At 39.3% G+C, this 22,942-nt stretch carries 19 protein-coding genes; 13 read left to right on the top strand and 6 right to left on the bottom strand.

All coding sequences use genetic code 11. The features are described from left to right. Positions 1–55: 55 nt before the first annotated feature. From P6N53_RS11610 to P6N53_RS11590, 5 genes are all read right to left on the bottom strand, one after another. Entirely contained in the window at positions 56–1,849 is a 1,794-nt protein-coding gene (locus P6N53_RS11610) for a DUF4365 domain-containing protein (RefSeq protein WP_304543309.1), read from the bottom strand. A gap of 296 nt (positions 1,850–2,145) precedes the next feature. Continuing rightward, positions 2,146–2,517, bottom strand: coding sequence for a YcbK family protein (locus P6N53_RS11605; RefSeq protein ID WP_304543307.1), 372 nt, complete (start codon positions 2,515–2,517; stop codon positions 2,146–2,148). Positions 2,518–2,519: 2 nt separating this feature from the next. After that, entirely contained in the window at positions 2,520–2,705 is a 186-nt protein-coding gene (locus tag P6N53_RS11600) for a YvrJ family protein (RefSeq protein WP_304543305.1), read from the bottom strand. A gap of 70 nt (positions 2,706–2,775) precedes the next feature. After that, positions 2,776–2,997: a DUF2922 domain-containing protein gene (locus P6N53_RS11595; protein WP_304543303.1), complete on the bottom strand. Its 222-nt coding sequence runs from the start codon at positions 2,995–2,997 to the stop codon at positions 2,776–2,778. Positions 2,998–3,044: 47 nt separating this feature from the next. After that, entirely contained in the window at positions 3,045–3,266 is a 222-nt protein-coding gene (locus P6N53_RS11590) for a DUF1659 domain-containing protein (RefSeq protein ID WP_304543301.1), read from the bottom strand. Positions 3,267–3,708: 442 nt separating this feature from the next. Between P6N53_RS11590 and P6N53_RS11585 the strand changes: the two genes are divergently transcribed. The 7 genes from P6N53_RS11585 to P6N53_RS11555 all read left to right on the top strand — a co-directional run bounded on the left by P6N53_RS11585 (position 3,709) and on the right by P6N53_RS11555 (position 16,869). Continuing rightward, on the top strand, positions 3,709–6,567 hold the full coding sequence (locus P6N53_RS11585) for an SNF2-related protein (protein WP_304543298.1): 2,859 nt from the start codon (positions 3,709–3,711) through the stop codon (positions 6,565–6,567). Between the two features lie 51 nt (positions 6,568–6,618). Continuing rightward, on the top strand, positions 6,619–9,738 hold the full coding sequence (locus P6N53_RS11580; protein ID WP_304543297.1) for a site-specific DNA-methyltransferase: 3,120 nt from the start codon (positions 6,619–6,621) through the stop codon (positions 9,736–9,738). A gap of 11 nt (positions 9,739–9,749) precedes the next feature. After that, entirely contained in the window at positions 9,750–12,917 is a 3,168-nt protein-coding gene (locus P6N53_RS11575; protein ID WP_304543295.1) for a DEAD/DEAH box helicase family protein, read from the top strand. Positions 12,918–13,208: 291 nt separating this feature from the next. Beyond that, entirely contained in the window at positions 13,209–13,847 is a 639-nt protein-coding gene (locus P6N53_RS11570) for a hypothetical protein (RefSeq protein ID WP_304543293.1), read from the top strand. Next, complete coding sequence (locus tag P6N53_RS11565) at positions 13,837–14,988, top strand: XRE family transcriptional regulator (RefSeq protein ID WP_304543292.1); 1,152 nt, start codon at positions 13,837–13,839, stop codon at positions 14,986–14,988. The genes P6N53_RS11570 and P6N53_RS11565 overlap by 11 nt, the downstream gene beginning before the upstream one ends. A gap of 224 nt (positions 14,989–15,212) precedes the next feature. Next, positions 15,213–16,343: a competence protein CoiA gene (locus tag P6N53_RS11560; RefSeq protein ID WP_304543289.1), complete on the top strand. Its 1,131-nt coding sequence runs from the start codon at positions 15,213–15,215 to the stop codon at positions 16,341–16,343. 376 nt (positions 16,344–16,719) lie between these two features. Further along, positions 16,720–16,869, top strand: coding sequence for a hypothetical protein (locus tag P6N53_RS11555; protein WP_304543288.1), 150 nt, complete (start codon positions 16,720–16,722; stop codon positions 16,867–16,869). A gap of 171 nt (positions 16,870–17,040) precedes the next feature. On the opposite strand, the gene P6N53_RS11550 is transcribed toward P6N53_RS11555, so the two are convergent. Next, positions 17,041–17,280 (bottom strand): hypothetical protein, encoded by a 240-nt coding sequence (locus P6N53_RS11550; RefSeq protein WP_304543286.1) that lies wholly within the window; start codon positions 17,278–17,280, stop codon positions 17,041–17,043. Positions 17,281–17,305: 25 nt separating this feature from the next. Here P6N53_RS11550 and P6N53_RS11545 point away from each other — a divergent pair, with 25 nt between their 5' ends. The 6 genes from P6N53_RS11545 to P6N53_RS11520 form a co-directional block, all read left to right on the top strand. Continuing rightward, entirely contained in the window at positions 17,306–17,725 is a 420-nt protein-coding gene (locus tag P6N53_RS11545; protein WP_304543284.1) for an SWIM zinc finger family protein, read from the top strand. A 215-nt stretch (positions 17,726–17,940) separates the two neighbouring features. After that, positions 17,941–18,210, top strand: a complete 270-nt coding sequence (locus P6N53_RS11540) for a hypothetical protein (RefSeq protein WP_304543282.1) — start codon at positions 17,941–17,943, stop codon at positions 18,208–18,210. 600 nt (positions 18,211–18,810) lie between these two features. Beyond that, entirely contained in the window at positions 18,811–20,001 is a 1,191-nt protein-coding gene (locus P6N53_RS11535) for a DUF262 domain-containing protein (protein WP_304543280.1), read from the top strand. Next, complete coding sequence (locus tag P6N53_RS11530) at positions 19,994–21,130, top strand: AAA family ATPase (RefSeq protein ID WP_304543278.1); 1,137 nt, start codon at positions 19,994–19,996, stop codon at positions 21,128–21,130. The genes P6N53_RS11535 and P6N53_RS11530 overlap by 8 nt, the downstream gene beginning before the upstream one ends. After that, the gene (locus tag P6N53_RS11525; RefSeq protein ID WP_304543277.1) at positions 21,127–22,011 is read left to right on the top strand and encodes a hypothetical protein; all 885 of its coding nucleotides are present in this window, start codon (positions 21,127–21,129) and stop codon (positions 22,009–22,011) included. Before P6N53_RS11530 ends, P6N53_RS11525 begins: the two co-directional genes overlap by 4 nt. 300 nt (positions 22,012–22,311) lie before the next feature. Next, positions 22,312–22,942: hypothetical protein (locus P6N53_RS11520; RefSeq protein WP_304543276.1), on the top strand; the 631-nt coding region annotated here is incomplete at its 3' end.

Genomic DNA, 22,942 nt, shown 5'->3' with positions numbered 1-22,942 from the left:
CCTCCCGTATGCGGTATCAGCCAAGATACTTACAGCTCAGCTAAATAATATATTTTTATTTCGTGACCAATTCTTCAGGAAGCCATCGATCAAGTAGATATTTTACATAATAAGCCATGTTAGTAGAGTCTTCTATAAAAGGGCCAAGATAATCCAAGAGTTCTAGAAAATGTTGTTCTGTAATATTTACAACCTCTTTTGTTGATATGTTAAAAAAAGGTCTAACTTCTAACACAATTTCATTTAAATCCTCGTATTTTAAGTAATCTAACTTAACTTCAACAAACTTACTTTCTAAGTTTTTCTCTATTGTTACAGATATTTTCTGAAATTCGACTTCAAAGTTTTGTTTTGTTGCTTTAATATAACATATAAATCGAATTATTCTTGCATCATGACGCAAGGCCTCACCTGCTAATGCATTTTCAAAGGATGTAAGAATTTCATCTGGAGGCTCTGAGTGCGAAAAAATATATTTATTACATATATTGTCATATACATTGTCTTCTGGTAATTTTCCATTAGGAATTTCAGAAATAAATTTCTCGGATTTAAAGTTTATTTTATCGAATTTTTCCCAAGTTTCCATTCCTGGAAGAAAAATTCCTGAATTACCAACGACAAAAGAATGGTGAGAGATTAATACAATACCTGGTTTGTCATGTAAATACGAAAGAATACATTCTTTTCTTTTACACCATTCAAGTAATTGCTGAATTTCATTCTCGTTACAACTTGATACATCCCAGAGGCAAAATGAACGATTCAATATCTTGTATCTAAGAGAGTTATCTGTTTTTTGTGCAAAAGAATTACAACCTGCAGTTAAAACTTCAACTGCAAACCTACCACTTTCATGAATAATAAAATTCTGATCTCCCGAAGTAGCTCTTATTTTCTCTGTATAAAAATACATATCACTCAATATAAAGGTATAGTCAAAATCAGTATATAAAATGTTCCCTATTTTTGAGAAACAAGTCCAATCTGTTACTTCATTAACTACCCTATAAGCATTTGTAGTTACAATTTCGATTGGACTAATTATAAACGAGACCCATAAATTATCCTTAACCCTTATTGAAAGACTCATTAAATAATCTTTCAAATAGCTTAGATATTCGTTTATTGAATTGGCATTTTGGATATATTGAATGCAAGCTAAGTAGCCACCTAAATTTAAATTATTATACGAAGTAATAAATGTCGGTAGAAAGTCGTTTAGAAAACACTTATAGTTTTCGGTATTGTTTCCCAAAATACCAAGTATCTCAAATGAAGTAAATAAGCGATATTGAGGCATCCATAATGGATAGATATAACATCTATATTTTGAATTTCCTAGTTTTAATAAATTGTTATAATAATTATTAACATATTTTTTTATCTCTTCTTCACCTGATTGAAAATCATTAGAAATATCAATGTGAATTGATTTGGTATCCTGGCTAAAAATATCTTGATTTTTTATACCTTCAACTGGAGTGCACCAGAATCCCCGATTATCTGTCAGATCCCAAATTACAACAATTACTGGATAATAACTTTTTTGCCACAATTGTAACAGTGCAGACGATATTGACACCGAAAATCCTTTAGCTGTACGACGTATATAACCTTCATCCTCAATCTTCAAAGTTGTTTTAACCTGTACCCTAAACGATAAGTTAGTACGAATGTTAGTTTTACCATCTCCAGACGATGCAAAAATATCACATAGAATGTCCTCTCCAAAATCAGATTTTTCTAAAGGGGTACATACTATTTTCCACTGCTTTAAATAATATTTGACGATATCTTCACCGGATGTTCCAGTAAAATAGCTATTTGGAGCTTTAATATACGGCATTCATCCACATCCCATTTAATATATTCATATTTAAGAAGTTTTTTGTTTTTAGGCTATAATATGTCTGTCCTCAGGACAGACATTAGTTCTGATGCATCACTACTTCAGTTATTTTCACTAACATAATTCAGCATATTTTCTGTACATTCCTCCCCCAAAAAATATAAAGACAAAATATTCATTACAATATGAGAAGGTCGGATCCTTAACAGATCCGACCTTCTTAATAACCTAGGAACGGGACAGAATACTCAACTTGTATAATGTTTAATTGAACCTGCTTTTGCAACAAATTTCTACCACCTAGCACGATACCCTCTAACGTCAACATGAATAAAGTTCCCCTGCCGGTATACCCCCAGGCCATCAAAGCCAAACCACTCAGCAACTGTGGCCAGTTTTTCTGCTGAATAACCCACTATATAAATATCAGCTGCCAGCCCTTTCATATGAAAAGAGTTTACTGCACCACCAACGACCTGATTATGCCGTGGGCAACGATAACCAGATGAGACTATTACCGGTCTGCCAATGTATTGCCTTAGTTTCTCTAGCCTTGATATAAGCTCCATGCTTATCATTACCATGCCGCAGCAGCGGCAGGCAAACTCACTTTCGGCAAAGTGAGGTGCTAGTTTCACCCATGGCCTTGCCTTAATGATGTCCATGATTACACCTTCTTTACGAGATGTTTAATCTCATCCACATCAACATTCATGTACTTAGCGATAATTAGTGTCTGCATATCAATACTTCTTTGCAGGTCACGAATAATAGGTTCCAAGCGTACCAGAAGGTAACCGGCAACAACAATCGGAAAACCGTAATTACCGACCATCTTTAAAATTTCTTCCATTCAAAAAACCTCCTTAATGAAAGAGAGGGTGGACACCTCCACCCCCTTCTACAAGCTTAATTTAATTTGCTTAGACGAGAACATTAATCTCGCTAACATCCCGGGTAACAACACGGGCACCAGCAAGTCCAATTAGGTCGCCACCGGTACTATTAAAGATATTCTTAGCAATAATATTTTGCATAACGGTTTTAACCTCATTCGGTTGCAAATCCTCGCGGCAATCGGGTACACGTAAAGTAACTTTACTACCTACCTCATTTACGAATACTAGCTCCAAAGTTGCAGCCATTTAACTTCCCTCCCTCATAAATCTTTATTGGTGAAATGATATTAGTGCTATTCCTCAATTAATTCGTAAGTTTCTTCCTTATAAATCCCAACCAGGACGCCGGTACGCAGACTATGCAATGCTAATGCAATGTCATAGATGTCGTTATCAGCAGCACTAAACTTGGTTTTAAAGGAATTGCTTTTGAATATGGGATTACCACTGTAGTCACTACCTAGATTAATTCTAAGTCTAAAAACTTTACTTTGCGCTTCAGCAGCAACGGCCATAAGTATACCTCCCTTATTTATAATTATGGAACCCTCACGTGCGGGCTCCTGCCGGTACAAGAACCCGCTATAAAAGGAAAAGCCGGCACAAATCCTTGTACCGGCTAAGGTAATTATATGATAAAAAGTTATAATATGTCAAACCTATATTTATATAAATTATAAATTATTATAGGGATTAATTTGTATCTTACAGGTAGGTAAGTGTTTGACCTATTTGCTTGCATCTTTAAACAAAAAGCTAAAATTCTCTCAGATTAGAGCAAGTATAAGGCTTATTTAGGAATAGTGCTAAAATAACAGGAGAAAAACGAAACGTTATAGAAATTAGCATAAAAACAGAAGCAGTAGGTGATCTGATATAAATACTAACTACCACGCAAAATATTTTGCCAATGAAATAATGCTCAGGTCAGCAGCTAACAGTATCGGGAAAATATCTATGTCCCTCTTTGATGCATGTGTGGATTTAAATCCTCACCAGGTGGAAGCGGCTATGTTTGCGTTCCGTTCTCCCCTTTCCAAAGGGGTTCTCCTAGCCGACGAGGTGGGACTTGGTAAAACCATCGAGGCAGGTCTGGTGCTATGCCAATATTGGGCCGAACGGCGCCGAAAACTGATGATAATATGCCCCGCTTCCCTAAGAAAACAGTGGAGCCTAGAGCTACAGGAAAAATTTAATCTTCCAAGCCTTATTTTAGAGTCTAAGAATTACCGGGAAGCCCTCAAACAAGGTATAGATAATCCCTTTGAGCAAGCATCCATTATTATCACATCATATAACTTTGCTAACCGTCACAAAAACGAAATCCGTCTGGTTCCATGGGACTTAGTCGTTATTGATGAAGCCCATAAGCTTCGCAATGCTTATAAAACAGGCAATAAAATTGGCCAGGGTATCCGTTGGGCTGTGGAAGACAGCAAAAAATTGTTGCTTACGGCCACACCGCTACAAAATTCACTACTGGAGTTATACGGACTATCCACTATAATCGATGACCACCTTTTCGGTAGCTTAGCGGCCTATCGCACCCAGTATGTCCATGAGGGTGACATGGCCGGGTTAAAGAAACGCTTGCAGAAATTTTGTCATCGCACTTTACGACGTCAAGTGCTGGAATACATAAAGTACACTGAGAGAAAAGCTATCACTCGGCCTTTCCGGCCAACAGACCAGGAACAAGAAATTTACCAGGCCATTTCATCACTGTTGCAGAGAGAGGATACCTATGCCATTCCCTCACGGCAAAGAGAGTTGACTACTCTTATTATTCGTAAGCTTTTGGCCTCATCCTCCCAAGCGGTGGCGGCTACACTAGAAACTATTAAACAACGGCTAGAGAAAATATTAGCCGAGGTGGTTGAAAATGAACAAGAAAATGCCGACAACCCCCTGGACACTCTTCTGGATGTTGACCAACTAATAGAAGATGATGAAATTACCGGAGATATTCTTGAAGAAGATGAGGACAGGGAAGAAGACCAAACTTGTGAAAGTAGCAATGACACCAGATCAACTAAAATTGACATTCAAAAACTAAAAAGAGAAATAGCAGAATTAACACGATATATTAATTGGGCCCGCTCCATTGATATAGATACCAAATCTAAAACCCTGTTACAATCCTTGGAAATAGGCTTTCAGGAATTAGAGAAAATGGGTGCCAAAAGAAAAGCTTTAATCTTTACAGAATCACGTCGAACACAGGACTACTTGTTTCAGTTTCTATCCGCCAACGGTTATCAAGATAAGATTGTACTTTTTAATGGGACCAACACAGACCCGGTTTCTAAAGCAATTTATGCAGATTGGCTACAGCAAAACCAGGGAACCGACCGCATCAGTGGCTCCCGGACAGCCGACCAGCGGGCATCCCTAGTAGAATTCTTCCGTGACCGGGCAGAAATCATGATTGCTACTGAATCTGCCGCTGAAGGTGTAAATCTACAATTCTGTTCATTAGTAGTGAATTATGATCTTCCCTGGAATCCCCAACGCATTGAGCAGCGTATTGGCCGCTGTCATCGCTACGGACAACAGCATGATGTGGTGGTAATAAACTTTCTAAACGAGCGCAACGAAGCGGACCAGAGGGTCTACGAACTACTGCAGGAAAAATTCAACCTGTTTAATGGTGTGCTTGGGTCCTCGGACGAGGTGTTGGGTACTGTTGAATCCGGGGTTGACTTTGAACGTCGTATTTTAAGTATTTACCAACAGTGCCGTACACCCCAGGAGATAGAAGCAGCCTTTAAAGCCCTTCAGGACGAAATGGAGCATACCATTAAAAGCCGTCTGGAAGATACCAGAAAGGTATTGCTTGAGAACTTTGATGAGGACGTTCACCACCGGTTAAAATTTCAGCATGATGAAGCCAGGCGGCAACTAGATCGCATTAGCCAAATATTCTGGGGTCTAACCAAAAATACCCTAGCCCGCCAGGCAACCTTTAACGATCAAACCCTGGAGTTTGATTTAAATAGATCCCCTGTACCTGCTATCCCCGAGGGTAGCTATTATCTATATCAGCGCAGGGGTCTGTTGGACAAACAAAATGTAACTGGACTAGAAACGCAGACCAAAAGGGGCTATCTGTACCGATTATCCCATCCATTGGGTGAATATGTACTTCAAGAGGCCAAGGGCAGGCCCACCCCTCCGGCTGAGCTAATCTTTAACATTTCCGAACACCCGGTAAAGATCAGCGTAATTGAAAATCTTAAAGGGCAAAGTGGTTATCTCATTCTCACAAAACTGTCCATCGAAACCTTTGACCGGGAAGAGTACCTACTTTTTAACGCCATAACAGATGCAGGGCAGGAACTGGACCAGGAAATCTGTGAAAAACTTTTCCAGTGCAGAGCAGAAGTGGCACCTCTGGGGGAAATACCAGCACCCTACCCGGCAATATTGAAAAGGGAAGCTGAACGCTATGCTGCGGCTACCATAAATCGGGTCCTGGAGGAAAGCAATCGTACTTTTCAAGAAGAAAGGGAACGCTTGGAAAAATGGGCCGACGACCTGGTGCTGGCAGTAGAAAAAGAACTGAAGGAAACCAAGGCCAAAATTAAGACCCTTAATCGCCAGTCTAGGCTGGCCACTTCCACCGAAGAACAGCACCAAATTCAGGTGAAACTGCAGGAACTGACTAAGTTACAACGTCGTCAGCGCCAGCGCATCTTTGAAGTGGAAGATGAAATATTGGAGAAGCGTGACGAATTGATTCAGAACCTTGAGAAACGTCTTACACAGCGTACCGAACAAGAAACCTTATTTACCCTTCGCTGGATGGTGAGATAGCTTAATTATGGATATAAATGGAAGCAATAAAAATCAGGAGGTTGTCATTACTTGAGTACAAAGTTGGAAGAGTTTAAGAAGATAATAAGGCAGATGTTTCAATTTGATCAGGCAGATCTGGATTTTGGCATCTACCGCATTATGAACCAGAGGCGGGCCGAGGTTGAACGTTTTTTAGACCAAGATTTACTGCCCAATGTAAAAAAGGCCTTTGGCAGTTATGAAGCACAAGATAGGGCCAAGTTACAGGAAGAATTAGAAAATTTAAGAAAACAGTTAGAACAACTGGGCGTAGACCCGGAAACCTCTGCAAAATATATTGAAAAGAAAAATCAGTTGGAACAGTCCCCGGATTTAGCTGCCCTGGAAAGTGATGTTTATTCCCATCTGGTTAATTTCTTCCGTCGCTATTACCACGAAGGAGATTTTTTGTCCCTGCGCCGCTATAAAAAGGACGTCTATGCCCTGCCCTATGAAGGGGAAGAAGTTAAACTACACTGGGCCAACGCTGACCAATATTATATTAAAACCTCAGAATACCTGCGGGATTACCTTTTTACACTGCCCTCGGGAAGGAGAGTACATTTTAAGCTGGTGGAGGCCAGCACCGAGCAAAACAACAACAAGGCTCCTAACGGCAAAGAACGGCGGTTTGTGTTGGATGAAGAAAAGTCGGTGGTAGAAGAAAATGGCGAGCTCTATATAAGTTTTAACTTCATCCCTCAGGAAAAGAAAGTAAAACAAGCGGAGTTAAACAATAACTCTTTGTCAGTTTTATTTAGGGATACTATAATTAAAGCCCGATGGCAGGAATTGTGCACATTGATGCCCACCGAGAAAAATAAAAAACGAACATTACTTGAAAAACACTTGAACGATTACACTTCCAAAAATACCTTTGACTATTTTATCCACAAGGATTTGGGGGGCTTCTTGCGCCGGGAACTAGACTTTTATATTAAAAATGAAGTTATGTTTTTGGACGATTTAGGTACCTCAAAAGAAATGAAATTAGAGCAGTATATAGCTAAAATTCGGGCTATAAAAGAGGTAGGCCATAAGATTATTAAATTTTTGGAGCAATTGGAGAATTTCCAGAAGAAACTTTGGCTTAAAAAAAAGTTTGTGGTGGAGACCAACTACTGTATTACCCTTGATAGGGTAAAGGAGGAATTTTATCCGGAAATCTCGGTGAACAGAGCCCAGACGGAGGAATGGGAAAAACTCTTTGCAATAAATGAAATTGTAGCCGATGGTGATAAACCTGGCTTCAGTGAGCCTTTGTCGGTGAAGTTTTTGAAGGCCCATCCCTATTTAATACTGGATACTGCTTTCTTTGGACAGGATTTTAAAGAAAGGCTTTTGGCCACTATTGAAAATCTCGAAGAGCAAATTGATGGGCTATTGGTTTGGAGTGAGAATTTTCAGGCATTGAATTTGTTGCAGGAGAGGTATAAAGAGAGAATTAAGTGTGTTTATATCGACCCGCCTTATAATGCAAAGTCAAGTGAGATTATGTATAAAAATGGGTTCAAACATTCATCTTGGAACTCAATGATTTTAAATGGATTATTAAAAACCAAGGTAATCATGTCAGAAGACGGAATTATTGAATTTGCAATTGATGATTATGAACTAAAACACACATTGTTATTATTTGAAACTGTTTTCGGGGAAGATAATTTTATTGCTAATATAGGAATAGTGCATAATCCAAGAGGAAGAAATGATGATAAGTTTTTTGGTACTTCCCATGAGTACATGACAGTGTTTGCTAAAAATATTAATACAGCTGAGATAGGTTTATTTGAGCTAAGTGAAAGCGATGTTTCTGCTTATAATAAGACAGATGGAATTTCGAATTATAGTACCGTACCATATATTAGAACAGGAAATAATTCATATCGTTTTGAAAGGCCAAATTTATTCTATCCAATATATTATAATCCAAAATCTGAAGAAATATCTTTAGATAAAAAAGATGGCTGTATAGAATTACTTCCCATAAACTCTAAAGGGGAAGAAAAGACTTGGCGTTGGGGGAAGGAAACATTTCTAGAAAGATGTAAGACCGAATTAATCGTCAAAGAGGATGGACTAGATTATAAAGTATTTAAGAAAAGAAGATTAGAAGGTGCTGGGAAAAAGCCCAAGACGATTTGGTTCGATTCAAAATATGATGCATCAAGTCATGGGATAATGCTTTTAAGAAATATGTTTGGACTAGGAAACCATTTTAGTTATCCAAAATCATTATACACAGTATATGATGCCTTATTCCTTATTTCTAAAGAAGACTCAATAATTCTCGACTACTTTGCAGGCTCGGGCACTACTGGACATGCAGTTATAAATCTCAATCGTGAGGATGACGGTAACCGTAAGTATATTCTTGTGGAGATGGGCGAGTATTTCGATACTGTACTTAAACCCCGTATCCAAAAGGCAATCTACTCTAAGGATTGGAAAGACGGCAAACCAGTTTCTAGGCAAGGAACCAGCAATCTATTTAAGTATATCCGCCTGGAATCCTACGAAGATACCATGAATAACCTGGTGCTAAAACGACCTGCCGAACATGATAGTCTCTTTGCCCAGCATGCAAATCTGCGGGAAGAGTACATTCTATCCTATATGCTGGATATTGAAAGTAATGGTAGTGCATCACTACTGAATCTGGATTATTTCAAAGATCCGTTTAACTACAAACTAAAAGTCACCCGTAACCAGGAAACCAAAGAGGAAGTAATCGATTTGGTGGAGACCTTTAACTATTTACTTGGTTTACAGGTTCAACATATAGAGACCAGAGAAACCTTTAACGCCATTCCGGACGAAGGTGCCGACAAACCAGGAACCGTTAAACTAAGAATGGTTAAGAATGGCCAAGGAGAATACATCTTTAAAATTGTGGAAGGGCTTAACCCCGCTGGAGAAAGAGTGATGGTTATCTGGCGGAATCTCACAGGTGATATAGCCCGTGATAATGCTGCCCTAAATGCCTACTTTGCCCGTAAGGGATACAATACAAAGGATAACGAATTTGACCGTATCTATGTTAATGGCGATAACAATTTGGCTAACTTGTCAGTAGATGAGGGTAGCCAGTGGAAGGTATTGCTGATTGAAGAAGAGTTTAAACGTTTAATGTTCGATGTTCAGGATGTATAGGGGGTAAAACAATGCCAAGAAGAACAGCAACCCAGACTGTCACCACTCCCCCGCCTTTACGCTTTGATCAAAGGTTGGTTTTAAATCAGTACCTGCTAAGTCTCTTTGAGGTAAACAAACTGGAGGATCTAGCCCAGGGTATGAAGGGTCCTGAATGGGAGGGTTTGGACGAAGACAATGTCTCTCGCTTTCATCATCACCTGACTAACCGTCTTTATGATCGTGTTCAGTTACCTAAGGACCTTCTTTTAAGCTATGACCAGAATATTGTTCGTCATACACTAACTATTAGAGGCAAGAGGGAAAGAACGGTCACCTGGAAATACTTTCAATACCTATCCCTACTCTTTACAGAAATATATCTAGACCGGTTTTTTCGTAATCCTGAGAAACTGTTGTTTGACCTAAATGACTGGGTTGAGAAGTTTAATGCTGGGGTAGCTAAAGCTGACAAGATTAGCTCCCATACTCTTGAAGACTTAAGAAAATTGGCTTTTTGGAATGCCACCGGCTCCGGTAAAACCCTGTTAATGCATGCAAACATTCTGCAATACCGCCATTACCTGGCATTGCATGGCAGGGAGAAAGAACTAAGTCGAATAATTCTATTGACCCCGAATGAAGGATTATCAATCCAGCACGAAGCAGAATTTGCCTTGTCCGGTCTACCGGCCCAAGTATTTACCAAGGATGGTGCTGGATTATATAAAGGTCAATATATTGAAATCATTGACATCCACAAGTTAAAGGATGAAATGGGCGAAAAAACCGTGGCAGTGGAGGCCTTCGAGGGTAACAACCTGGTGCTGGTAGATGAGGGGCACCGGGGATCCAGCGGCGAGGATTGGAAAGCCAAGCGCGATAAGCTGTGTGCCGAGGGTTTTTCCTTTGAATACTCCGCCACCTTTGGCCAGGCCATGAAAGCCGCCAATAAGACTTTACTGACACAGGAATACGCCAAATGTATTCTGTTTGATTACTCATATAAATATTTTTATAAGGACGGCTATGGCAAGGATTATCAAATTTTAAATCTGGCCGATGACAGTGATGATGAAATCCGCCTGCGATATCTAACGGCATGTCTAGTGACCTTTTACCAACAATTAAGACTCTATCAGGATAAAAAGCAGGATTATGCTCCCTATCTGTTGGAAAAGCCGCTTTTGGTTTTTGTTGGCAGCAAGGTTACCGCAGTGCGGACGGAAAGTAAAAACAAGGTTTCAGACGTGGTTGAAATTTTAATATTTTTAAATGAGTTTATCAGTAAACCTTATTTAACCCAACGCCACCTAAAACGTCTGTTAGAAAATCACCCTGATTTACCGGATCATAAAGGACGGGATATTTTTGCCGGGGCCTTCAGCTATCTAATTAAGCAGGGTTTTACCCCGGAAACTTTGTATCAAGATATGTTAAAGTCTCTTTTCAATGCCCTGATTCCTGGCACTTTACGTGTGGAGCGTTTTAAACAAACCGGTGAGATTGGGCTCCGGATAGCAAATAATGAATACTTTGGAGTTATTAATGTGGGAGATGACAGTGAACTAACTAAGTTGTGTGAAGAGAAGGGGTTACACACGACATCCCTTGACTTCAGTGATTCCCTGTTCAGATCCCTAAATGACAAGAATTGCAAAGTTAATATATTGATTGGCTCAAAGAAGTTTTCCGAAGGTTGGAATAGTTGGCGGGTCAGCACAATGGGATTAATGAACGTGGGGAAAAATGAAGGCTCCGAAATTATCCAGCTCTTTGGCCGGGGAGTTCGCCTAAAGGGGAAGGATTTCAGCTTGAAGCGGACCGTATTGGGCCCTGGTACACCGGACTATATCAATAAGGTAGAGAACCTGAATGTATTTGGCATCCGGGCCGACTATATGAGACAATTTCAGGAGTATCTGGAGGAAGAGGGCTTACCGGCGGATGATAAAAAGGTAGAAGTCACACTTCCGGTTATTAGGTTAACACCGGGGCGCAACTTAAAATTTCTAAAGCTCAAAGATGGTTTGGATTTCAAGAAAAATGGGCCTAATCCGGTATTAGGAAGACCCAATAAGGTGCTGTTAAAAAGGCCGGTAGTTGTGGATTATTACCCCAAGCTGCAGGCCATAAGTAGTGGTAAGTCTACAAGTAATGCTAATAGTATAGTAAAACACACCGACAAGCTTACTTCTGGGCATTTGAGCTTTCTTAACTGGGATAATATTTTCTTTGAGCTCCATCACTACAAAAACCAGCAAGGTTGGTATAATTTAAGCCTTTCACGGCAACAAATACAAGACCTGTTTCATCAAAAAGAAGAATGGTATGTGTTATATATCCCCAAGGTTGAATTAGAATTTACTGACTTTACCCGGGTAAGGCGTTGGCAAGAGATTGCTGTTGCCCTGTTGAAAAAATATTGTGAACGTTACTATAAATACCACAAAGGTGCCTGGGAAGGGGAAAGAATGGAACTGGTGGATTTGGAGGAGTATCGCAGTAAACTGGCTGCCGAGGGGAAGTCAGGAAATTTCTTTGACGAATACAAATTCCGTATCAATCAGGACCAAGAAGATTTAATTCATAAGTTAAGTGAACTAAAAAAGGCATTCAATGACGGAGTTTTTCATGACTTCTCATTTGACAGGGTAGACTCTATTATTTTTGACCGTCATCTGTATAAGCCATTAATTCACCTCACCGGAGAAATTGTAGAAGTGACCCCAGTCCCCCTAAACAAAGGGGAAAAGGACTTTGTTTTGGCACTTCGTAAATATTATAGTAATAATCCAAAATTCTTTGAAGACAAAGAATTATACCTGTTACGGAATCAAGGCCGAGGGCGGGGTACAGGTTTCTTCGAGGCCAATAACTTTCACCCGGACTTTATCTTGTGGTTAATTATAGGGGGTAAGCAATATATAACCTTTGTTGACCCTAAAGGGCTTCGGAACACGGATGGATTTAAAGATCCGAAGGTAGAGTTTTATAAGACCATAAAAGAGATAGAAACCCGCTTGGGTGATGCTAAAGTAATTTTGAATTCTTTCATTATTTCACAAACACCATACAATCAAATAAGCTGGTGGAAAGATGAAATCACGGAGGAAGACTTTAATAAGAGTCATATTATATTTCCCGCTGAGGGAGACTGGAAGTATATTGAGATGATAATAAGGAAGGTGACCACTTAACCGGGATAGTGGGTAATGAAAGGATAGATAGACAGGTTAACTGTGCTTAAGGTTTCTTATTACCCAAGCCCCGGAATTTTAAAATTTTGATTTTAACACGATAGTCTTATTTGATATCGGCTGTCCAACAGGGCGGCTTTATTTTTTGTTAGTAGCAGTTATTTCCTCCTGGAGGGAATAGCTTAAGCTAAATTTAGTTTACAAAGTAGAAATCAACGTTGTTTTACTTGACAAATAATAAAAATAATGTAAAAATACTTTCAACCATATTTTGTCAAGCAGGAGGTACGAATGATAGTACGACATGCCAGGACATTGTTAGAACAGGAGATGCCCATTCAGATTCGTTCTCAGTTGGTTCCTGTCATTAAACGGGCCTATTCATTAGTTGAACAGTTGTACCAGCAACAAGAACTGCTAAACTGGGAAGTAGGCTATGATCTATTAAGAGATTTAAGGCGAGTAGCGGTGGATTTTGAGTTAAAAAGATTGATTGATACTGGAAAATTCCCTCTGGCTTACAGGATAGCACCAAATGCCAGAAAGAATTGTAGTCATCTTGAGCTGATTACCAATCAGTGTGTGATTACAATTAGTCAGGTTGTTTCTGAATATGCTATACCTAGATTTGCGATCTTTCGCAACAATCTCAGTTTAAATCAACTATCATTTGATTTTGACAATGCAAATTCTTATACTAGAGATGCGCCTTACTATATGTTACTTACACATGGATATAAAGGCAGTGTGCCGGATTTTATTGGATTAGGTGTTCCTCAACCTATGATTAAAGGGTGGCTTGCATATATCAATTTACTTAATGAACCTCATCTTGTAGACTTAACCCAAGAAGATATAGTTACCGAAGAAATTCAGCTTAGCTTTAAAGAACATGTGACAAGTCAGGGAGTGCTGAAAATTGGATCGTAGTAACAACTGGCAGCGTTTAGCTGCGCCTGTGCCTGAGAGATTAAGGGAGGCTAGGCTGTCGAAAGGATTATCCATTGTGGAATTGGCTGAAGTGATTGGGGTATCGCGGCAAGCGATATCTCAATTTGAACTTGGCCACACAGTCCCAAGTGCCGAGGTATTTAGAAAAATGATAGAGGTGTTAGATTTTCCTTTATCATTTTTTTCTAACCCCACTAAGAATTATGCACCTGCTGGTGCTACATTCTTTAGAAAGCTAACTTCTGCCACTAAAAAATCTAGGGATATGCTATTGGTTAGAGCCGGATGGCTTGAAGATATTTATTTGTACCTCAATGAATTTATCAATTTTCCAACGGTAAACTTACCGAAGCTTAAGACTAATGATCATCTGGAGCTTGAAGAAATTGAGGAACTAGCTAGACAGGTCCGTAAGGAACTCGGGGTAGGTCTAGGTCCAATCAATAACCTGATATTGGTACTGGAAAAGCATGGAATTGTTGTGTCAAGAGCAACATTTAGTGATCAAAGAACTGATGCGTGTTCACAATGGCGTGGGGATAGACCTTTCATTTTCTTAAGCAATGACAAAGAGTCTGCAGTACGCTCCAGGTTTGATGCTGCTCATGAGTTAGCGCACCTCCTTCTTCATATGTGGGTCGACCATTCGCAACTAATTGACCCAAAATCATTAAAGAAGATAGAAATGGAGGCGCATCATTTTGCCTCAGCATTCTTAATGCCCGAAGATACCTTTGGTCAGGAAGTTCTATCTACTTCTCTCGAACATTTCTTAACTCTCAAAAGACGTTGGAAGGTATCCATTCAAGCAATGATCATGCGCTGTCGAGATCTCGGTATATTATCTGAAAACCAATATAGCTACCTTTTTAGGCAGATTAATTTTAGAAAGTGGAAAACAAGGGAACCATTTGACGATATTCTTGTACCAGAATTTCCTAGCATTTTAAGGCAAGGGGTAAAAATGCTAATAGATAATGGTGTGCAATCACCGGCAGACATCCTCGATGCACTAAAGCTGCCGCAACATGAGATAGAACAATTATGCAATTTACCGGAAGGGATGTTAGCCTCAGAAGGAAAGGTGATTCCACTAAATCTCAAAAGGAGTAAAACTTAAATGCCCACCTGTAAAGGTGGGTTTTATAGGGTTTGGGTAGTGACTGAACCGTTAAAATTGAATATGGGGCAACGATTGGATAAACTTTAGGAGCTGTTTTTCGAGATTTTAGATGTGAGAATGTTGCGAAATTTAGCAAGGTTTTTTTCAAGGTGTGCACTGTTTAAACACTCAATATTATTAATTGTAGTCAAACGTAATGCAATTAAGGCATGGTGATTAAAATGCTAACAGCCCTGTTAAATGGAAATAAAATATTAGCTACAGATTTAGCATGGGAGAACCGCAAGGAAGAATTAAGGGAGATGTGTAACAATCAAGCCTTGTGTCCTATTTGTTTTGAGCCAGTAATCTGTAAATTTGGCCATGTAAAGATTCACCATTTTGCCCATAGCAATCGTGCCAATTGTCCTGGTAATCAGGAAACAGAAGAGCACATGAAGGGAAAAGCATTGCTTTTTTCATTTTTACAGAGTAGGTTCAAAGATAAGGCGGAAGTTGAAATTGAAGCATTATTACCTGGGTTGAGTAGTCCCTGTGATATTTTGATAAAGTACCCGGACGGAAGATGTTGGGCAGTAGAGTTTTATTGTGGTCATATCAAAGTAGCAACCTTAAGGGAAAAATTAGACTATTACCGCCAGAAAAAAATTGATGATTTATGGTTGGTTTCCGGGGAGAGGTACAAAATAATTCCATCTGAAAACCGACTTAAGGTGAAGAGTATTGATCGTAATCTCATTAAAGATACAGGGATTGATAGGTTTTATGCCAACAAGTGGTATCAAAACATTGTAGAAAATAAAATAGTTTTTGAGTTACCTAAGAATGGAACAACAAAAGGGTCAATTAATTATTTTTTTACTTCTGAGAATAAAATTGTTATGGCCAGAGCCCTTAAGGAAACCGACCACGTTACAGTTTATTTACCAGGTGATCTGTTGGAAGGAAAAATAGAGGAAGTCTGCATATCAGAAAAAAGAAACGTCTGGTTCTTTGAGCAAGAAAAGGACTGGAAGGATAAATATGCGGAAGCGGAAAGAGTTCTGGCAGAACTGAAAGCTACTAGGGAAAAGCAAAAGGGACAGAATAAGGTCTTTGTAGAGAGTAGAATCAGACAGGGAAGCAAACCAAATCAACATCAACCATGGTTACCAAGGGAACGCTACCCTAAACCACACGTTTCGCCTATAATAGGCCTTTCAGAGAAAAAAGTACAAAATTATCCACCGATGGGAGCGGGTAAATATTGTTGCACTAACTGTGGTGGGGAGTTTTATGAGAGAGACATGGTCACCTATTATAAACTTTCGAAAGAAGGAATCTGCCGTGAATGTATGAAGCGGAGGGGGTAGTTATTTAAAATATAATACTACATTAAATCAACTAACGAGCCCTGATCTTTTCGGGGCTTTCATTTTTATGTAGAAGATTTAATTGCTGATATTACCATAGATAATGACAAATTAGTATGGTAGCTGCAACTCTCACGGGTGGTTGTATCGGAAGCAACCGGTACCAACAGCCAGCTTATAAGCCCCGTTACCGGTCGGCAGTTGCTACTGGTTGCTTTGATTTTAAGCAAAATAATCGGGTCAGCCAGATACCAGGGCGGCCCAAGGTATTTCTCTCGGGAACATAGCCCCCCGGTAACTGGCTAGCCTCTGTAGGTCCTTGCCCCGGCAATCGCACTGCTCTTGCGACTGCTCCGGCCTTAAGGGGCTATGCTGCATGTCGTGGGCCGCACATTGCCAACAGCCGCTTTCGGGTAGAAGTCCTGGGTCTACGGCCTGCTGGCAAAGTGCTTGTCAGGTTTGCGGGTCCTTTATTTGGTCGGCAGATACCGGCACTTGTACTGCCGGTATTTTGGGTCGCCGGTAACTGCCCTACATTCGGGTCTTATTGCATGTCAGGCAGCTAATAGGCCATGTTTGGGCCTGTTCTTATGGAAGGGCCTACTAGCTGCCTTGCAATTACGGTCCTTCAACCCCAGCCCCCCAACCCCAATCATGGGGCCGGAGGGCTTTTTCAACTACCTTCCTTAGCTACCCGTTATGCCGATTCGCAGCATGCTTTAGGGTCCGCCTCCCATTTCCCCCCATTGTACTGCGCCTTTGCCGCTGCTCCCCGCTCCAAGCACCGGTGGTCAGGGCGGCGGCTGCTGCTCTGCTGAGATTTCCCGCAGCCCCTGTTATGGGCATTCTCTCTCGGCATCGGGAAATCTTGTGTTAGTTGTCCCTGATGGGAAGAGGCAATGCCTGGCCTATCAAGGGCCGTTGCAAAAATTTTCACCCCTGGGGTAAAAGATGGGGAAATAGTGAAAAAATTTTTTCACTTTCCGGCTGCCGCCTCCATCCTTGACAGACCAGGCACCGGCTCCGTATTTGTTGAAGAAAATGGGAGGTTGAAGGGCATGTTAAGAAAGCTTTTGGGCAAGGTTGAAGATGGTAGGTTCAGCAGAGCGCTGGCTGGTTTGCAGGCCAGTTGGCAGTTTGAGGTTGGTATTCGCGTATTTGGTAAGTCCGGTGTAAAGATTGGTGGCCATGTTCGCTATGGCAGTAAGAAGTACACTGTTCATATTAAAAGTGGCAGTGTTTATACCTGCACCTGCGAAGATTACATGCGGCGTGAAGTCATCTGCAAGCACATTGCCTTCGTGGCTATGGCCGAGCTTGCTCACTACGCAGCAGAGCGCAGCGCACACAGGCAGGTTCAGGAGGCACGGCCAATTGTATAGCCAGAATATCCCGGCTTCGGGCCGGGATATTTTTTTGGTCAGCCACGGCCGGGTGTGTGCAACCGCCTATAAGCGCCGTTGCATCTTTGGGGCGAATTTCCGCCTACTAGGGCCATTGGAAGCCACCGCCACCGGCCCAATTTCAGGTCCGGCTCACCTGTTGGACCGCTGCCGTTGGCCACGGATTAAAGTTCTTCACTGTCGGCAGACACCATATGGCCCACTTATTAGCTGTGCCCACTTGCCTTGGGCTGCCCGGTGACTGCCAGCTTAATGGTTATGGTCTTCCGATCTCCCGCTCAGCGGGAAAGCTCCAGCCCTGCCAGGGTCGGTTCTCCGTAGCATTAGGCCGCACCTTGCCTGCCGGATTAATGGACTTTCCTTTAGGCACTCCCCCGGCAGGCAACGTGCTCGCTGACCTTCGTGGGATTATGGCAAGGGCCTTGGGTGAGCGGTTGCTGTTTGGCACAGCTTCTTCCAAGTAGTGGCTTCAGTTGCAGCCACTTTAGCTTCATGAACCGGTGGACCAATGGGCGGCGGTTGCCGCATAGTTCTTCCAACTCCGGCCACTGCCCCAAAGTCATCTGACAACACACTTTATTCCAGGAGTGGCAAGGGCTAGCGGATCTTTGAAAAAACTGTGCACGGGTGGCTATCGAAAAGAGGACAATTTGACGATACAGCAAGGTTCGCCAGTGCTTTTTTCTGATTTGCTATGTGTAATTGGAAGTAAGAGCTATAGAAAAAGCCGTAGTATCACTCTTGGAAGGGGATGGGTCTTAACTCTGTTTCTATTTGTGTGCATCCAAATAAGTTAAGTTATTGGTTGGGCCGTGGCTTCGGCAGTATTTTGCTAAGTGGAGGACTATATTAAAATATCCCTCTTATGAAAGGGTGGTAGTTCTTTATAGAATAATAAAGTTTTGTAATAAAACCAATAACATATAGGACATTGTCCTTCTTTGGGAAAGAGTGTTACACATTAATCAATTAATAATTTAACAAAGGAATTTAAATATTTACAACGAATGAGTGAAATGTGTAATTTAAATTTTGAATTAATTCTTGTGAAAGGTGGTTGGTTTGTGAAATATATTGACTGGGAAGAAATAACTAATGATGATCTGGAAGAAGAATTTGAAGATAGTGACGATAACCCACAAACAAACGGTGCACAAGAAGAAGAGGAAAAACCATTTGATGCTGATAGAATACGTGTTGACTACAAACCAATATCCATAAAACAAATGGTAGAAATGATAGATAGTGAGCAATTAAATCTGAACCCGGGATTCCAAAGACGTAAAGTATGGACTGATAAGAAAAGAAAATCACTTTTGATAGAATCATTAATGCTTCGAATTCCACTACCAGTATTTTATGTTTATGAGGATCAATTTTCTGTGTGGCATGTTGTTGATGGCCTTCAAAGAATGAATACTATTTATGAGTTTATTTATGATGAGTTTTCTCTTACTGGATTGGAATACTTAAAACACAGTAATGGCAAAAAGTTTGGTAGGCCTGGGCTAAACAAATATAATTACGACATAATCGATCATAAGTATAAAAACAGAATAACAACAACAACTTTGTATGTGAATGTCATCGACTCATTGACACCAGTTCAAGTAAAGTATGATATCTTTAGAAGAATTAATACTGGTGGTATGCCTTTAAATGCTCAAGAGATAAGAAATTCAACGATACAAGAAAACACAAGGAAGTATTTATCAAGCTTAGTAACTTCCGATGAATTTAAAGTTGCAACAAACAATATGAGCGATTTACGAATGCAGGCACAAGAGTTAGTATTAAGGTTTATCGCCTTCTTTGAAGCGTATAATCCTGAGACTGGAGAAGTTAAATATAAAAAAGGGATGGATACTTTTCTGGATCAGGCATGTGATAACATAGATAATGCACGTGTACAAAAGTTAAAATACTACAGACGAAAATTCCTAAATGCCATGAAAACGGCTTATTTACTTTTTGGGGATGACGCTTTTCGACGAGTCTCTATACGTGACAACAAAAGAAAGCCTATAAATAAGTCACTATTTACGTGTATGAGTGTTATTTTAGCAGACTACGATTATGATAAACTTTCAAATCATGATTGGAGAGATATAGCTAAAAAGAGATTAGCAACAGAAATAGATAAGAACAATGTATTTAATGAGTCCCTATCAAAAGGTACGGGGGATCCTTCACGTATAAAAGTTCAATTCTCAGTGATGAAAAAAATTATTGAGGGGTTAATGACTAATGATTAGTGAGCTGCATCTTATGAATTTTAAATGTTTTAATAATCATAGAATAGACTTTGCACCATTAACTTTATTAGTTGGTGGAAATGCTTCGGGAAAGTCAACAATTATACAAGCAATTCTTCTAGCTAGGCAATCTATCGAAACAATTATTAGCAGGAATATGTTAGAGCGTAAATACGAGTTTTTTGACTTAAGAATTAATGGTTTATATATGATGCAACTCGGAAAAGCTTTAAATGTATTTTCGAGTAACCCAATCTCAGACAACATTTTGCTTAGGTTAAGAGGTATTTCAGATGAAATTGTGCTTAAATTTAATTATGATGCAAAATATGCCTCTCATTTGCTAAAGGGTTCCATCGATTATATCTCCACTGATAAGTTTGATTCAATTCCCGTGTCTAACGAACTTAGTTATATTCATGCAGAAAGGTTGGGACCAAGAAAGTCACTAGAAATGTGTACCTCATCAAGTTTAACAGTAGGTTATCAAGGGGAATATGTTTCATTTGTTATATTTCAAGCTGATACCACAAGAATTGAAGTAAATGAGTTACTTAAAATTGAACAACAGTCAAATCGCTTTTCTCACCAAGTACAAGCTTGGTTAAACTTTATTCTTCCACATCAAGAAGTTGGATATAGAGTTATAGAAGAGCTTAATGCTGTTTCTATGGAGTATAAGAACAATTCACTCGATACAAATTTCTTTCCCCCACCTAACACCGGCTTTGGAATCAGTTATGTTCTACCCATAATAGTAGAGGGGTTACTCTTATCAACAAAAAACAGATCAACTATGATAATAGAAAACCCTGAAGCACATCTTCATCCAATGAGCCAATCTAGGATAGGCCGGTTTCTAGCCTTATTATCACAGTGTGGGGTACAAATAATTATAGAAACGCACAGTGAGCATGTTGTAAACGGAGCACGACTTCAGATGGCTGCAAATAATGTGGCAGACCAAGTAAAGATTAACTTCTTTTCGCAAAACGATCAAGGAATTAATGTTAAACCTTTGTTAGTTAATCAGTTCGGAGAACTTTCAGAGTGGCCAGTAGGATTTTTTGATCAAGAACAACTAGATTCAAAGGAATTATTCTTGATTAGGAGAGAAAAAAAGAAATGATTTTAGAACTTTTTTTAGAAAATAGCTCATTTAATGTTGAACTGATAGATGACAGTAATTTTTATGATAGGATATATGAACTGGAATATGTCAGAGAAAAGATTATAGAAAACAAAGAAAAAATATATAGAAATGATCAAATATACGAAATGAGTTTTTTGAATGAAAAAAAACTATGGGAATGGTTATATAATGACAATTCTTCTAAATACAAAGATGAAAGGCTAATTCTTCGGAAGTTAATCGATCAAGCTTCTAGTATTAGTGATGAAAGATATATTGACATTATACAAAATGTTAAAAATTTACAGGCCCCAACACCACAGGCATTGGTTTGCCTTATCAGTGATAGTGTTGAATTACATATTACAAATTACAATGATTTATTAAAATCATACCGTTTCTATATAATGCGAGTAAGAACCCCCGAAGAATTTTTAGAATTTGTACAGGTATGTTACCCTAATTTATATTTTCACCCTAAGCTAATAGAATCTTTAAAAACATTAAGTGCACCTGTGAATAGATATATTATTGAAATAGATAGACACCTATCTGCCTTGAATGATGAATTTAATGAAATTTTTGCGGCCTATAGAAGAGAAGGACTAAATAAGGTCTTGGAAGTATTTTCATCCTTTTCAAAGATAGCCTGTACATTAGAGGGTGACTCCGAATCGGCAAGAAAAAGATTTACTTTTGACTTCGAGTCTAATAATGGAGAAACTGTAAGACTGAAATGTGAGCCTCACACAAAAATTGACAGGACTGGTTTACCTGGAGACAGTAAATTTCGATTTGATAGAATATATTTTCATCCTGGTTCTGATAATATTGCTGATGGCAAAATATTAATAGCGCATATTGGTAAACATCTATAATAACTAACAATTATCAGGAACGTTTCTTATAAAGTGTATATAGATATGGTCAGTTGTTTTTGGTTGGCTCGACTTTCTAAATAAAAGAACCTAAAAATTTTTCTTACAAAGAATAAACCTACATTAACCTCGTCATAAAAGTACAGCAGATTTCCTCTTTGCAACATTATCTTACATCACACACAATCTTTATTTGGTTCACAGGAATAAAATTAATACTACTTTCCTAAAGGTTTGAAAATTTATAGATTCAAGTGGAAAAGAGACGAAAGGTCTATGGAATGAAACGAGGCATGGGATATGAGTAAAATTTTTAAAGCTAGAATCATGACAACCCAAGAAAATACATATGGGTATAGTGCTAAAATAGAGGAACTTATTATTGTTGCAGAAAATTCTAAAGGTAAACCTTTATTTAAAGACCACGACATAACTAAGGAACCTATTGGAGTAGTTAGTGACACAGAAATAGTTTACGAATCGGAGCTAGATTGTTTATCTGTAATGGCAATTATTGAATTGAAACAAGATAATAACGAAACGGAGATAAGACAGTATATAGAGGATGGCGGTTTTAGCGCAACTTATTCTGATGGAGGATTTTCCATAAATGAGTCTGACGGAACAAATTTACCCCCTATGGAGATTTTGTTCGATGCCTACAGAACAAATGAAATTAAGTTATATTTAGATTCTAAAGAAATGAGCAAGCTACTTAATATCCCAATTTACTGTACTAGAATCAGACGTCATGCAGGGTTTGAAGTATTAACCTTTTTCGCTGTTAGTTTGGGAAGTTATTTAATTAATAAAATCTTAGATGATATCGGTTTATACGAAAGGTTTAAAGAATATCTTCTTAACGTATCTGAGGTATCCTCTAGTGGTAAAGAAGCAAATATAACAGTGATTTCACCTACAGTAACTGAAG

This window comes from Desulforamulus aquiferis, from assembly GCF_030577015.1.
Classification (GTDB): Bacteria; Bacillota; Desulfotomaculia; order Desulfotomaculales; family Desulfotomaculaceae; genus Desulfotomaculum; species Desulfotomaculum aquiferis.
This window is presented reverse-complemented; position numbering and strand designations above follow the sequence as displayed.